At 38.4% G+C, this 14,772-nt stretch carries 16 protein-coding genes; 5 read left to right on the top strand and 11 right to left on the bottom strand.

Annotated features, from left to right (window positions below):
• Nucleotides 1-56 precede the first annotated feature (56 nt).
• Both MK805_RS12785 and MK805_RS12780 read left to right on the top strand, forming a co-directional pair.
• Nucleotides 57-1,082: an SPFH domain-containing protein gene (locus MK805_RS12785; protein WP_240876283.1), complete on the top strand. Its 1,026-nt coding sequence runs from the start codon at nucleotides 57-59 to the stop codon at nucleotides 1,080-1,082.
• Entirely contained in the window at nucleotides 1,079-2,047 is a 969-nt protein-coding gene (locus tag MK805_RS12780; protein WP_240876282.1) for an NAD(+)/NADH kinase, read from the top strand. The genes MK805_RS12785 and MK805_RS12780 overlap by 4 nt, the downstream gene beginning before the upstream one ends.
• Before the next feature lie 207 nt (nucleotides 2,048-2,254).
• Here MK805_RS12780 and MK805_RS12775 read toward each other — a convergent pair whose 3' ends face one another.
• A complete protein-coding gene (locus MK805_RS12775) occupies nucleotides 2,255-2,695 on the bottom strand; it encodes a hypothetical protein (RefSeq protein WP_240876281.1) in 441 nt (146 codons plus the stop codon).
• A 361-nt stretch (nucleotides 2,696-3,056) separates the two neighbouring features.
• Here MK805_RS12775 and MK805_RS12770 point away from each other — a divergent pair, with 361 nt between their 5' ends.
• From MK805_RS12770 to MK805_RS12760, 3 genes are all read left to right on the top strand, one after another.
• Nucleotides 3,057-3,842, top strand: a complete 786-nt coding sequence (locus MK805_RS12770) for a carbon-nitrogen family hydrolase (protein ID WP_255724636.1) — start codon at nucleotides 3,057-3,059, stop codon at nucleotides 3,840-3,842.
• A 171-nt stretch (nucleotides 3,843-4,013) separates the two neighbouring features.
• Nucleotides 4,014-4,589, top strand: a complete 576-nt coding sequence (locus MK805_RS12765; RefSeq protein WP_240876279.1) for a DUF4309 domain-containing protein — start codon at nucleotides 4,014-4,016, stop codon at nucleotides 4,587-4,589.
• Between the two features lie 28 nt (nucleotides 4,590-4,617).
• Nucleotides 4,618-4,899 (top strand): Rossmann-fold NAD(P)-binding domain-containing protein, encoded by a 282-nt coding sequence (locus MK805_RS12760; protein WP_240876278.1) that lies wholly within the window; start codon nucleotides 4,618-4,620, stop codon nucleotides 4,897-4,899.
• A gap of 135 nt (nucleotides 4,900-5,034) precedes the next feature.
• On the opposite strand, the gene MK805_RS12755 is transcribed toward MK805_RS12760, so the two are convergent.
• The 10 genes from MK805_RS12755 to MK805_RS12710 form a co-directional block, all read right to left on the bottom strand.
• Nucleotides 5,035-5,940: a peptidoglycan recognition protein family protein gene (locus tag MK805_RS12755; protein WP_240876277.1), complete on the bottom strand. Its 906-nt coding sequence runs from the start codon at nucleotides 5,938-5,940 to the stop codon at nucleotides 5,035-5,037.
• A gap of 405 nt (nucleotides 5,941-6,345) precedes the next feature.
• Entirely contained in the window at nucleotides 6,346-6,735 is a 390-nt protein-coding gene (locus MK805_RS12750) for a hypothetical protein (protein ID WP_240876276.1), read from the bottom strand.
• Nucleotides 6,736-6,935: 200 nt separating this feature from the next.
• Nucleotides 6,936-7,103 carry a hypothetical protein gene (locus MK805_RS12745; protein WP_240876275.1) on the bottom strand — a complete coding sequence of 56 codons (168 nt, stop codon included), beginning with the start codon at nucleotides 7,101-7,103 and terminating at the stop codon, nucleotides 6,936-6,938.
• A gap of 197 nt (nucleotides 7,104-7,300) precedes the next feature.
• Nucleotides 7,301-8,089, bottom strand: a complete 789-nt coding sequence (locus MK805_RS17955; protein WP_275092335.1) for a hypothetical protein — start codon at nucleotides 8,087-8,089, stop codon at nucleotides 7,301-7,303.
• Between the two features lie 147 nt (nucleotides 8,090-8,236).
• Nucleotides 8,237-8,677 carry a hypothetical protein gene (locus MK805_RS12735; RefSeq protein WP_240876274.1) on the bottom strand — a complete coding sequence of 147 codons (441 nt, stop codon included), beginning with the start codon at nucleotides 8,675-8,677 and terminating at the stop codon, nucleotides 8,237-8,239.
• A gap of 306 nt (nucleotides 8,678-8,983) precedes the next feature.
• Nucleotides 8,984-9,523, bottom strand: a complete 540-nt coding sequence (locus tag MK805_RS12730) for a class IV adenylate cyclase (protein ID WP_240876273.1) — start codon at nucleotides 9,521-9,523, stop codon at nucleotides 8,984-8,986.
• Nucleotides 9,487-10,608: a radical SAM protein gene (locus MK805_RS12725; RefSeq protein ID WP_338057504.1), complete on the bottom strand. Its 1,122-nt coding sequence runs from the start codon at nucleotides 10,606-10,608 to the stop codon at nucleotides 9,487-9,489. The genes MK805_RS12730 and MK805_RS12725 overlap by 37 nt, the downstream gene beginning before the upstream one ends.
• A gap of 14 nt (nucleotides 10,609-10,622) precedes the next feature.
• On the bottom strand, nucleotides 10,623-10,943 hold the full coding sequence (locus MK805_RS12720) for a hypothetical protein (protein ID WP_240876271.1): 321 nt from the start codon (nucleotides 10,941-10,943) through the stop codon (nucleotides 10,623-10,625).
• Complete coding sequence (locus MK805_RS12715; protein WP_240876270.1) at nucleotides 10,931-11,161, bottom strand: hypothetical protein; 231 nt, start codon at nucleotides 11,159-11,161, stop codon at nucleotides 10,931-10,933. The genes MK805_RS12720 and MK805_RS12715 overlap by 13 nt, the downstream gene beginning before the upstream one ends.
• 2,125 nt (nucleotides 11,162-13,286) lie before the next feature.
• Nucleotides 13,287-14,573: a hypothetical protein gene (locus MK805_RS12710; protein WP_240876269.1), complete on the bottom strand. Its 1,287-nt coding sequence runs from the start codon at nucleotides 14,571-14,573 to the stop codon at nucleotides 13,287-13,289.
• Nucleotides 14,574-14,772 lie beyond the last annotated feature (199 nt).

The raw sequence follows: 14,772 nt of genomic DNA, 5'->3' as shown, positions 1-14,772 counted from the left end.
TTTTTGAATATTGTATATGTTACAATATCCCTTATACAACTTAAGGAGTGAACAGCATGTTTGGCTTTCGTTATCTCAAGACCAACCCAACGCAATTTGTGCTTCATTATCAGAAAGGAAAATTAAAACAGAGTGGGAAAGGGTTATCTTTCTTCTATTTTAAACGTTCTTCTTCCATTTCCGTAGTCCCAATTTCCAGTAAAGATACATCTTTTATCTTCAATGAAATCACTGCTGATTTTCAACCAGTCACCGTACAAGGACAAGTCACCTACCGCATAACCGAGCCGGAAATGGTAGCAAGTTTACTAGATTACACCATTAAAGACCGATCCAATCAATACATATCCGATGATCCAGAAAAATTGGAACAGAGGATCGTCAATCTGTTGCAAGTACATACCAGAACCGAAATTCAAAAACGTTCCTTAAAAGATGCTGTTCAAGTGTCAGATGAAGTAAGTCTTGCTGTGCGCAAATTGTTAACTGACTCTGGAGATTTAGAAAAATTAGGAGTGGAAATTCAAACACTCGCTATCTCAGCTATTAAACCTACTCCAGAAATGGCTCGAGCACTCGAAGCAGAAGCGAGAGAAGACTTATTGAAAAAAGCGGATGATGCGATTTATGAACGACGCAATGCTGCTGTTGATCAAGAAAGACGAATCAAAGAAAACGAACTGCAAACCGAGATCAAACTAGAAGAAAAGCAGCGGCAAATACGCGAAACCAAAGCAGAAGCAAACCTTGCCATCGAGATGAAGGAACAAAAAATCAGAGAAGCGAAACTGCAAGGACAAGTAAAATTGGAAACGGAAAGAAAACTGCTCGTCGCTACAAAAGCAGAAAATGCCAGAGCAGAAGCGGATGCACAGGCCTATGCTTTAGAAGCAACCCTTCGTCCTCTAGCAGAGCTCGATTCATCTCTTATCCAAGCACTAGCAATTCAAACCGGCGAACCACGTCTTGCTGTAAGCATGGCAATTAAAGAACTGGCGAAAAATGCATCTAAGATCGGCCAGCTAAATATTTCTCCTGATTTACTTGAATCCTTGATGGAAGAAAAACAGAAGAAACGATGAACTATGAAAAAATTGTTATCGTCACAAGAGAAACTCGTTTAGACGGCTTAGTCAAACGCTATAATACCCGATCACAAGCCAGATTTTATGTCAATCAAAGCCTTAAACAGGCTTCTCGATCCCCATCAGGAGAAACTACTCAGGACTTTAGTTTATTTGAACAAGAACATAATACGTATCTATCTGCGGTAGAATCCGTTAAAGAACAGTTCCGTGAAAACTATAAACTGCAAGTGATAGATCGCTCTTTTTTACCAAATTATATTTTTTCTCCCCAAGATATTGTTGTAACCATTGGCATCGATGGGTTAGTAGTTAACACAGCAAAATATTTGTCTGGACAGCCCCTAATTGCTATCAATCCAGACCCTGAACATATTGATGGTATCTTACTTCCTTTTCAAGTAAGAGATGCATATGCTGCTGTTGAAAACGTATTCCATGGCAGAGAGACCTACAAGAAAATCACCATGGCAGAAGCCAAACTTAACGATGGACAAACTTTACGTGCTTTTAATGACTTATTTATCGGTGCTGCTACTCATGTCTCTGCTCGTTATCGGCTTGGATATCATCTACCAATGGAAACCCAATCTTCCAGTGGAATCATTGTTTCTACTGGTGCTGGTTCCACTGGATGGATCAGCAGTGTCATTAACATGGCAAACGGTGTTTACCGCTCTTATCAACCCAAAAGTGAGCAACTTACTCCACCAAAGATCAAATGGGAAGACGAATCCCTCCTGTTTGCCGTCCGCGAACCTTTCGTAAGCAAAACAACAACTGCACAGATGGTAACTGGTTCGATTACCAAACACAAACCACTGGTCATCGAATCTCAAATGGAACAAAACGGTGTGATATTCAGTGATGGAGTAGAAAATGATTTCTTGATGTTTAACGCAGGAATGACAGCTACGATTACGATCGGGGAACAGAAAACAAATTTAGTAGTAAAATCATAAATGGATCATCAAAAACAGCCCTAGTATCAGTACTACAAGGGCTGTTTTTACAGTTCTCTTCCAATCTAACATCTATGAAGCTTACAGTTGTCCTTTGACTTTTATAAGTATTTATATATGAACCTAATTATTTTATCCAAATTATACAGAAAGCAGCGACCCAGCCTCCTTGATCAGGGCTGGGTCTGCATGAATCGACCAAGAGGTCTAGTACCACCTGCCGTTGTTGTAGGGTTTCCTTGCGTCACACATCACCGGGCTGATCCAGCCGTTCTTCTTCGCGAGCTTCGTCCACGTCTCGACTGCCTTGTCAGCGTTGACGAGCTCCTCCTTCAAGCCACTCAGCGGAACGGACTTGTCCTTCACCGCGATGCCATCCACCAGGAACCCGACCTCGAACTTGTCGGGGTCGATCTCGTCCTTGTGACGGAAGATCACCACAGGACACTGCCCCAGCCGGGCCGTGACGATGGACGTACGCTCGGTACCGCTTTCGACCGTCTTGACGTTGGTATAGCCGGCCTTGAGGGCCATCCCATTCAGAGAGGGCCTGTGTACCCAAGGCTTGCTGGCGAAGAGTCCGACAGCGGCGAAGACGGCGATCGTGATCACGACAGCCAGAACGGAGTAACGCTTACGCTCACGCATGGCAGAATGCCTCTCTCACTGAAATCGATTCATGCCCGAAACCAGAATCGATCGATACTGGTTATTTTCATTATTGTATCATTTTTCATGAAAACACGAAATCATAAGAATGAAACTTGCTTGAAGACAAACAAAGCTTGGAAGTACACAGGTGTAAAAATTATTCCATCACTTATTATAAAATAGACAAATATTCTCAGATCATATACGATATTCGATATATTTACATACGTACTAATACTAGATGATTCCTTTCCATTCGAATCTGCTAATCGAATGCAAATGCACAGTCCTGTTCTTGAAAAAACAATAGAACTGCAATACAGTATGGAAAATATCGCTAGATAGGAGCCTATGTTCAATGAAAATCGCTATATGCCAGATGAAGGTTGTACAAGGGGATACGGTACAGAATGAACAGCGCGCAGCAACGATGATAGCAGAGGCTGCTGAAAGCGGGGCGGAATTGATCGTTTTACCAGAGATGTGGAAATCCGGATACGATTTTGCCAATTTAGCAAAGCATGCAGAGCCAATCGATGGGGCTACCGCTGTTTTTCTGGCAGAACAAGCTAAATTACATGGTGTGTACTTAGTTGGCGGATCGTTTACCATGCAACAGGCAGGAAAAGTATTCAATACTTCCCTGACATTTGATCCTCATGGGAAACAGATTAATGCATACTCAAAGTTACACCTGATCGGATTGATGGCTGAAGATAAATATCTTGCAGCAGGTACGGACTACCAAGCCTTCCCGCTTGGGGATGTACTGGCAAGCGTGATTATCTGCTATGATCTGCGATTCCCAGAATTAATCCGTACTTATGCAGTCGAAGGTGCTTCAATTTTGTTCGTTCCTGCTGAATGGCCGGTACAGCGTGAGGCTCACTGGCTTGCTCTTCTTCGGGCGCGGGCCATCGAAAACCAAATGTTTGTAGTCGGTGCCAATATCGTCGGTCAAAATGAAAATGACCAATTTAATGGAAACTCGATCATCTTTGATCCTTGGGGTGAGATAGTAGCTCAAGCAGGAACAGAAGAGCAAATCTTGTTTGCAGATTTAGCATTAGAAAAAGTCGCAGAAATCCGTCGAGCCATTCCTGTATTTCAAGACAGAGTACCACACCGATACCGTCTTTCTTAGTCCTTATTGCAAAACCAATCATGGACGATCTTCACATGGATAAAGTGCAACTCGGTTTACTATCAATGTCTCTCTTAAATTAATTTACATACCGGAAACATCTTGTATCTCTTTCTGAAATAATCAGTTTTTAAAATAAGTTTATACACAAATTTAAAGGAGAGATTTAAGATGATGGGACAGAAAAAAAGAGGATTAATCAAAGGATTAATCGCTACCACTTTTGCTGCTGGACTATTATTCACGGGGATTACTCATGTCGGAGGAGTTCATGCTGCTAACAATATCCCTGATATACAAACACCAGCAAACCAAAATCATGCAAAACTATTAAAACATACGAAAGAACTAGCAAAACAAGGAAAAGTGATTACCACTGAGAAATTTGGATTTGGAATCGGCACTCCTCGTAAAGATATTGAAGCAAAATGGGGACAACCTACTAGGAAATGGGATGGGGAATCAGACTATGATAATCGATCCACTGCATTTAACTTCTCATACGATAAAAAACATACCGTTTTTTGGGTATATACCACCGATAAAAGTTATAAATCAGTATCCTATGAAGAAACGAAACGCATCTTAGGTAAACCGACTTCTGAGTCTCATGATGATGAAGACAAAAATGCTTACTCAATCGTTTATAGAACGGGGAAATACGAGCTTAACTTTCACTTCTATAAGAAAAAAGGTAAATTAGGTAATATTCAGAGTGTAGATGTAGTAGATCGAAGCAAAGAGTAAGACGAGTGCTTAACAAGTGATTCCCGAAATGATCGAACGTAAACAGGGAACTCTTTTCTTCTCAGGGGGGACCATCGCTCTTGAACCAAATCCAGAGTATGCCTCGATATCGATAGGCAAATCGGCAGTTCGTTCCCTTGCTCTTTCTTTGGCTGATACATTATTTCCATATGGAATCTATGTAGGACAGGTTTTGATTGCTGATCATGTTAAGCGGGAAACCTATTACGATCCAGATCGTATAGTGGATGTTTTTTGGGATGCGTATATAAAGAAGGATCAAAAAGAAATTATTTTTAAAGAATCATAATCATCAATGATATATATATATATATATATACAACTTTACTGACCATTTCAATCATTTCGTTTTCAATTTGCACTTAGCCCTGCGCATTATGTATGTAACCCAAGTATTAATGCTTGGGTTATTCTTGTCTATAGGTCATCCAAGTAAAATAGCCTCCCATGTTTTCTCGCCTACAATTCCATCGGTAGATAAACCATACGATTTCTGAAATTTAGTAACGAGATTCATTGTTTTGGCATCATAAATTCCATCAATAGGTGCATGAACTTTCTTTTGAACTTCTTTTACATCTTCACCTGTCATTGGGGGATTGGTTAATTTCAAAGTTCTTCTCTTTAAAATTACCTTCCAAGTCTTTTCGCCTACAATCCCATCGGTAGATAAACCATGCGCTTTTTGTAACTTCGTTACTAAGTTCATTGTCTTCGGTCCGAATATTCCGTCTACTTCCGCGCCAACAACCTTTTGAATCACCTTGATATCATTTCCATGCATATAAGGTTTTGTTAGCTTCACTGTTCTTTTGTTAACCGTGTTCGCTATGGGAATTCCGCTAGAATCAGAGCAGGAAATTACAAGATTTAAAAATGCTTGCCATCCGCTTTTTCTTATATTTCGCGGACAATTTTTGCCCGACCAATGATGATGCTGCACTACATTTGAGATAGAAATTCCATGTTTCTTCATCAAAAAAGAAATAAGCTTAGCTGCATTGTGTTTCGCTTTCTCAAAGTCACCGTCAGAATTAACACAAATCTCAACGCTGATACTTTTTCGGTTTCCTGTCCCATTTCTTCCATCTCCACAAGCCCAAGAAACCTCATTGTCGGGAATAGACTGCCAAATCTCCACTTCATCGACCGTATAATGCCAGCTTGCCTTTCTGCTATTTCCCAATGCCTGCAAATTCGCATGTGCCCTTGCATCTGCCCCTTTTTCCGTATTATCTGTTTCGTGCACCGTGATGTAAGAGGGATTTAAATACAGACCTGGGCGTGTGCCAGTTAACGATCTAGGTATTAATTTCTGTTTTATTTCCAATAAAACTATCTCCCCTCGTTTTGATAATATTGAATTGTCATAATATAATGATATCATAAAATAGAAAATATATCCTTGCAAGGATGAAAATTCCTATTCTTTTTTGTAATCTCTATATTGTTTTTTTTTAAATCCACATTCTGTTAATATGTTTCTTCACCTAAAGTTCGATTGCTGCGGCGTACATCTCTGCAAACCTGATTTATGTTTCAGCTACTTGAATCAGCATATCCACCTGGCGCTTAGGAACAAAAAAGGCGTAAACATAAAAACATGTAGAACGAAAACCAGTCAACCTCTTTAAATTTCTAAAGAGATTGACTGGCTATTGTGTGGTAGGAGCTGAATTTAACAGGTAAACTAGGTTAACAGTTTTGCATGTTATTGAAAAATAAATGTTTCAAGTTACTTTTTTGAAGTTGCATATATGGTCATATGTGTTTTAACAGGTGGTTTAGGTTCAGTAACTCTTACTCGATACCAACCACCTTTAGATTTTGCATCAAGAAAAAATGATCCGGCATTACAATAAATTTTAGTGCTATCTACTGCAACCCATTTATTTCCATTGAAATGTTGTAGGTAGCCCGATTGGATATGATTTTTTGCATTCGAACAAGACAGATATACATGAATAGCCTCATTTTTTGTTACTTTGAATGATGAAGTATTATAGTATGAGGTATAAGTGACAAGTTTATCGTACACTACTTTTTCAGCTGCCCATGTCTCCCCATAAAATGAAAATAGACAAACTACAGAAAAAAATACCGCAAAAATGAACATCTTTCTCATTAACTTCACTCCTTGTTACCATTAAATTGAAAATTTTATTATATCAGAATTATATTTGATTTTTCCTGATCATTAAACAGTACAAAAAGAAAAGAATTTACAAAAGTATTACTTTTCAAGAGTAGAACCATCCCCCTCCCCTATTTCTCTCGAGAGGGAAACCGAAAATTTCCAAATAGAAAAATAAATCATTATCCCAATCACAAGTTCGTAGCTTTTATTTTCATTTGATTAATACAATGATTTGATATATACAACACTTTGGCCAACCACTCTAAACCTGAATAGGTTCTCGTGATCGGCCAAAAAGAGTGACTTTTCGATAACTCTGCTTTAAATAAGTACTCCTCTTGAGATAAAAAAGACATGTGCTTCTCTTGTAGAATGTTATAGGATCTCTCCAAATAACTCTACAAAGAAAAACTCATGTCTTGTAATAATTGACTACCCGTTCGAAACCATCCTATAGTCTAATGATTTGATCTCCTTTTTCTAAACATTCGCTTTGACATATGAGATTAGGAAAATGGAGGAAATATTGCCTCTCGCATATATCTTCTTTTTATCAGTCAAATACAATAGCATTTATTGCTCTATATCCAACATTGGTATCAGCAATATTAAAACTTACCGTACCTACAACTGGAACAACACATACATGTAGGGTGTAAGTGATTGGAGAACCTGTGGCTGTATCCGTAAAAGTTAGATTAGGAACGAATGTTTCGATATTAGAATCGTTTTTCACACTGCCTTTTCTTTCAACTAATTGCAGTTGTGTTGCATTCGGATCAGGAAGCAAGGCATTATTTTTTCTTAGTTCATACGTAATCACGTATTGGAATGCGTCATTGTTCGAACCTGATCCAGATGATACCGTTACTTGTACCTTTGCCATCGAATCTACCTTTATTTGTGTTCCCGCAGCTGCTGCTGGAACAGTTAGAGTAATAAGGGCAGGTGAGGGAGGAGTTACGGGACAAGCAGCGATTGCAGTTGGTGTACTGATCTGCACTCCAAAATATCGACCTGGACCTCTAGGGCCGGTTGCTCCTGTTACTCCTTGGAGCCCTTGTGAACCTGTAGCTCCAGTTGTTCCTGTTACTCCTTGGAGTCCCTGTGAACCTGTAGCTCCAGTTATTCCTGTTACTCCTTGGAGTCCCTGTGAACCTGTAGCTCCAGTTGCTCCTGTTACTCCTTGAAGTCCTCGGGGACCTGTATCACCCCGAGGTCCAGTTGGACCTGTTGGTCCTCTATGTGATTTTTTACATTTTTTAAGCCATTCTTTACACGCTTCAAGCGACTCTTCACATTTTTTATACTTTTTCTTATATTTTTTATCCTTATCCGACAAATTAACCCCTCTTTCCTTTTTATAACAATATATGCTATTTAAGAAAAGAAGAATGGACTTTAAACTCTGTGGTCACATTTTTAATGATGAAAAAGAGGATAAACGTGGCGGGGGCGTCAGAACTGTGGACTCTGACGCCGCCGATTGTCACTGATGGTTCAATTCAGGGAAGACCGTTTTTATGAGACCTCGAATCAAACCCATCTTGAGTACCCAAAGAAAGGGGTTTTGATCCCAAATTTGACAAGCATGGGATTCCTCCTCTTGGGGATGTACTTTCCGAAGCCTTTGTGCCTCCCGCAGGATTACTACCTCCTCCCAGAGGTTGGTGATCTCGGCAAGGACATCCTCTTGTTTCTGCCTGGTCATCCCGTCGAAAGGACGTCGATCTTGTTTATCTTTCAAGGGCAAGGTCCAGTCGCTGATTGGAGAGAGCTGAGCGCCAGCGTCTACCGCCTTCTGCAACTCATCCCGGAACCGATCTGAGCATCCTTCCTGACGGAAAATCACTGTCACCTGTTCCCAGTTGGAAGTAAGCTCCTTCAGGGCAGTCAGCAATTCCTCGACGTTGAGTCCATCGAAGGACATCTGTTTACCTCCAGTGACTCGGGGAAGTTCCCGTATTTTTAGTATACTTCTATTCCCAAAGGTGAAAGGAGTATCAGATAGATTCAGACTACGAGAGATCCCCTCCCTATTAATCTCTTTCTCACTTACGCTTGTCTTTCTTAAAGCAATAAGATACGTGGAAACATTAAAGTTTTACCTCTATTTCCACAAATTTATTCCCTACATTTCAAGGTGTTGAAAAAACATTCTTTATATATTTAATAAAAGTAAATAATAAAACAGAATCCCATTTAGGCATAATATAAATGGGATTCTTTCATAAATCTATTTAGTTACAAACCTTAACTCCCTTTTCTGATCCAAATCGATCCCGTAACGTTTATATATTTTGGTCGTATTTTCCCCTGTCAATTGCTCCTCCTTCAAATCTAGCATTCTCCCAACTTCGACTACCCGTTCATAAGAATCAGCTTCGATTTCCAAATATGCCGGGATCAAAGGCCAGTGATCTATCTCTAGTTGAGCTCCATCTAATACAAAGCTTGTCCGATGGTTTTCCTGATAAGCTGAAGGGCTAAAACCCATCAATCGAAGGAGTTGGTTGGTCTTTTCAAAATCCTGTACAACTATTTCCTCCTCTTCTGTTCCACTGATCCCATCATGGTGGATTTTTTTCACTGTTAAGGTAACTTGATCCCCATCATCCCGAAGCCGAATCCAATGCCCTCTGCGATTGGGGTCAATGTCATATACATAGCGTTTCATCAAAGCCTCTCTTACCTTTTTCCCGCCAGCTTGCATTATTTTTTGCTCCATCTCTGCTGGATTTATTTCAATAACTTTGGCTTCAAATTCAATGGACAATGCACTTCTCTCCCTTTGTATTCCATTTTTATCCGATCATACTCTGATTTTTGGAAATTTACAATTTCCTTAGCTTGGTTACTTTCTATAAATTGGTCTAGTGGTTGACAAAAATCCATTCTTTGGATGCAAACACCAATCTGATAACCGCCGATATGATCCTTATACATTCGAATACCATAAAAACCCTCATGACAATCCTCTTCATTATTGTAAATGCAATCTTTACAAGTCTCTGGAAGGCGAACATGTCTTAGTTGTTTAAACCATACACGTCTTCCATTTTCCAGTTCATACTCATGCCTCTCATCCGATACACCTGCTGTGATCTGATGCGATACCAATTTTGCCCCAAGTTTCTCGAATAACTCTTTAATTGCTTTGGTAGCTTCTTGTCTGTTTTCTAGCGAACGCATAATTCGCACACTGATCTCGGGTGGATAATTATTAAGAAGATTATGAATACGATTTATATGTGTCTGATCTACGATTACAATGTTTGTAGACACTTTCACTTTATTTTCAATTGCACATGCAATAGATTTTTTCAATGAATCTATTTTTTTCTCTCCCCAGTCCGAGTCTCGACAAGCTGTATTTTGTACCATGAGCAGTTCTTCCCCAGTGGTTCCAAAAACAGAGAAATTGATTTTTTCTAATCCTTCCTTAGATGCCGAAGGAATACACTTCATACCATTCTCTCCATTAGATGTCATCGCTACTGACAAACCCAGTGACTTTATCATTTTCACTAAATCTGAAAGATATGGATGTAGTGTTGGTTCTCCACCAGTTAAATGGACTTCTTTAAATTGAAATACCTTTTGAAGCTTTTGTAAATTAACCCTAAAATCTTCATCAGGCATAATCATAGCTGGTAGAAAAGTAACTTTATTATTTTCTACATAGATAGAAGTCCTTCCTGATCTCCCATGCTTAATCCATTTTCCATTATTACTTTTGAGATTATCAGATGTAACAGGTGTACCTTCATTATGACAAAAGATACATGTCATTCCACATGAATCAATGATTTTAAGACGCAATGTTCTATCACGTGTTACTTTAGTTTCTATAACTACCACTCCATTTATTAGTCTTAATATTCTGAATTAAAATCCCCTAATGCATTCAACTTTGCTTTGAGCTTTTCATTTCCAAATATCAAGACATGGTAATTAAAGTCAAAGTAGGCTTTCCTCCATTGGTGCTCATCTGTTCGAATCAAATATTCACTTATCTCATTCAAATGCTTCTGTGTTAATACCGTTTGTATCCGTTCTCCATTTTGCAAACAATCATTAACCCATTGGACAAAGCTTTTCCGATCATCCAGCTCTTCGGAGGATAGTTTCTTGTAAATCTCTCTTTCATCACAAGCATAAATTAAATGCCAAGCTAAATATTTTAGAGCTTCCATGGAACTGGAATATTTTGCACATTTTCTTTAGCAGGACAATGAACTTTCTGATCCAGCACCTTTCCTATCACAAACAAATGACCATTTCCCATGTCGATCATTTTAGTATCCCATAATGGAATATCAATCTTTTCTCCATTCTCTAAATGTAAGCGAATATCTTTCTGTACTCTGTTGAGAAAGGAAACGACTTGTATATTTCTGGACAAATCTTTCATTCACTCACTCCTTTACTTTGTACTATTAACATAAAATATTTATAACATTTTTACAAATATTAAAATAATGTTGATTTCTATCACAATTTCTAAAATAACTTGCTTTTTTGTCCAGCATCTTCCATAATCACGATAAAGTACATCCATTTTTTTGCAGAGCTGCCGATTTATGTTTTTGTTATGAGAAAATTAATAACATGGATATGTTTCAATCTTATTCAAAAAAATTCTTCTGGTTATCCTATAATAAAGACAAATGATTTATCTGTGAATTGACTTAGTTTTACCTCAATTATATATTCAATTTGAAAAAACTATTTCATAAGGTCGGTGATTACTTTGTCTACTTATAAACATCTTCTGCTATCCGGTCCCGTTGATCCTGAACTTCCTTAAAAATGTTCACTTGTATGGTACAGAAGCCATCTGTTTTATAAATTTGTTATATGCTCTATTTATTGCATAACCATCTTGGTATATAGATACACATCAAAGACTAGGTGGTAACTCCATTGCATAATGTAAAAAATGTTTTTATAGGTGCTGCCCCTCACGATGTTTAAAATAATTGTATATTATGTAAAACAGTTTTTTCCCACCTAAGTAAAATACATTCCATTTTCCAATCGTCCGCTAACATACGGGCGATTTTTTCATTTCATTTACCTTTTTACTAAAAATGGCTTGTAAATTATCTCAGATTTCTTCAAACAACCTCCATTATATTTTAGTGGAATATAGAAAGAAGAATGACCCAATGAGTAAAATGTTTATCTCAAAGAAAGTCACCTCCATCGTTTTACAATAAGCACCAAAACTCTACCCAGAGCGTCTAAATCCTAACGAAGGAATGGCATGTTTTTTTTGACTTAGATGACTATTTTGTAGTATCTTGAACGGGCTTGTAAGGTGACCCCAAATTCAAAAAAACCAAGAACGATTAATTGTTCTTGGTTTTATTTACATTCCACTCTCAAGTAACCTCAAGAGTGGTGCCTCACCGGGCTCTCTTCGACGTATCTATCCTCAGTTTCCTAAGGCAGGAGTAACCTTCATTCCTAAAGGTATCCGGTGGGGATCAGGGAGCATTCTTTGGACGCTCCTAAAAGTATAGTATTCTATTTTTAGTGAAAATTCAAGATGAATTTTTGCTTCTAGTAAGTTTAGTAGTAAAGAATTAAGAAAAACTTTCAGATTTGGCCCCACATTCCTCAAATCGTCCACATACCCCCATACAGCGCTAGCCTTCACTTTGTTCAGGCTATATTGCCTTTGCCACTTTTGCTGTCCCTAAAGGGACGTTTATATTACCTTAAAAGGGTTCAGATCCTGCTAGTCTTTTTGCATTTGTTTGATTATACTGAGGTTACCAGTCCGCTTAACCAGCTACCGCTGGGGAATGCGAGATTATCGTGTTTAACAACCACCCTGAGCTGTATTTGCTTCTCCCCATGCTGGCGATGCTCCTCACTTGGCTTGTGGTGATCACCATCCAAGGGATTTGTGATAGTCGAGCATCGAACAGAGAAATCGCCCAGTCTCAGGCGAGGGTCCACGAAGCCGAGGAGCGATTCTATGAAGAGCTTCGAAGGGATCTCAACAAGTAGCAAGATCTGGGATGGAAAGGACGATTGTGTGGTTTTGAGCTTCTAGCTCTGAGCTTAGACATATGTCTTCTGCTCCTACCGATCGTCCCCCCGTAAATAATGGAAAAACGGATATAGATTGCACGAAGATTAGCTGTTTTTTGGTATAACCCATTTGTCATCCACCCGCATAGCGGGTGGTTTTCTGTTGTGCACAAAAAACGTGCACAACTGGCTAAAGCCATAAACAAACGAAGTGACAGCAAGGCTAATGGGGACATAAAAGTAATCTAAACAAAAAAATATCCCCTAGAAAGGGGAAGTAAATGAACTATATTTGCTCATCAAACAAACTGGATTTCATACCCAATATTTGAATGAATAACTGCTCCATTTTGCTTCAATCTTGAATAATGAAGAATACATAAAAGAGATATCATATCTTCGATCTTAACAATAAATCGCTGAATAGGGCTGTATTTGTTGCTAGAAGTGATCTGGTTCTCCTAAAATATCAGTGCGGGGTTCGCCTTTCATTATCATTTTGCCTTTCCTCCTCTTAATTCTTTTTCAAGGATGTCCTTCTGGAGTGCAAATTCATTTTTATGATCAGGAAGAGGATCAAGTTCAATAAGATAGGATAATATTTCGTGTTCTAGCTGTCTGAATCCATATTCTTTTGACAAGGATAATGCTTTTATAAAATTTGATTGTAAGTAGGACGTTGAACCAATTTTTACTTCAATTTCCCCTTTTACTATTAGTGCTTTCGTCAACTTGTATATATCATTGCGTTTTCGTGCGGCAAAAATGGCTCGCTGAATTTCCATTTCTGCTTGCCTGTAACGCTTCATAGTCAAATGCAGTCTAGCTATTTCAGTATGAACAGAGGCATCGTTTGGTTTTTTCAAATCAGACTTGAACAACATGGCGGAACGGAAACAACTTTCACTAAGTTGATATTCTCCAACCTCAAAACAATATCTAGCTAAGTCAATGGAAAGTTCAAATGATAGATCTGTAAGATCGTTAATTGCTGCGAGATCAACCGCCTTACTTAATATTTTTATCGCTTCATCCTGTGATTTTCTAGCCCATTTAATGGATGCTTTTAGAACATAAACTCGAATCCGGGTACGCATATCGTCATTTATGTTCATCCGATTCTTCCAAGCTTCTTCAAGAGCATCTTCTGCTTCATCTAAATCTTTCATAATAAAATAGAAAAAGGACTTGTTATAGATAAGGGAATATTTGAGATATCTCCGTTCTCCTTGTTCATCCAAGTGCTCCAAACCTGAGTCTACGTACTGGAAAGCAAGCGGCAAGTTATTTTGTCTATAAGCAATTGCCGATAGATTTAAATAGGAACCAGCAACCAGATTTTCATTTAAAAACTGATCATCCTCGTTTGTATTTACTACTTTTAAGTAGTTTTTCTTCGCCTTATCCAATTCACTTTTCATGAGATGCCGTTTTCCTCGAGCATAATAAATAGCTGCTGGATTACCGATCAAACCTTCGAGTTCCTTAAATTTTTCTCTGTTATAAATTCCTTTGCGAATCATACTTTCCAGTGACCTTAGAGAAAAGAAACTTACTTGTTCTTGACGCTCCATTTCTCGGATTAAATCCGGTATCTTGTTGTGATTGATTTTGAGTTTATTCAGAAGTGCGTCGATATGATTTTGGTCCAAAATAAGTTGCCCTTTTTCAAAACGACTGAGATTACTTTGCGATAAACCGCTTATTCCGTCTACTAGATCCATTTGAGAGATTTTTAAATCGATCCTAGTTTTCCTGATCAGCTTCCTAATGGTATCCATGAAAATCCATCCCTTAATTTTAAGTGTATCCTAAATGGAAAAATATTTAAAATAAGCAAAAATGATACTCTATTCAAAAATATTGAATGAGTAGGCATTTTCCGCCCCTTTATCAGTGTAAAAATAGGACTTCATTCAAGACCGATGAATAAACAGCTGTTTTATGTACTTCTGTCACAATTACAAAAAAATATAAAAT

This window comes from Shimazuella soli (assembly GCF_022511585.1).
GTDB lineage: Bacteria > Bacillota > Bacilli > Thermoactinomycetales > Thermoactinomycetaceae > Shimazuella > Shimazuella soli.
This window is presented reverse-complemented; position numbering and strand designations above follow the sequence as displayed.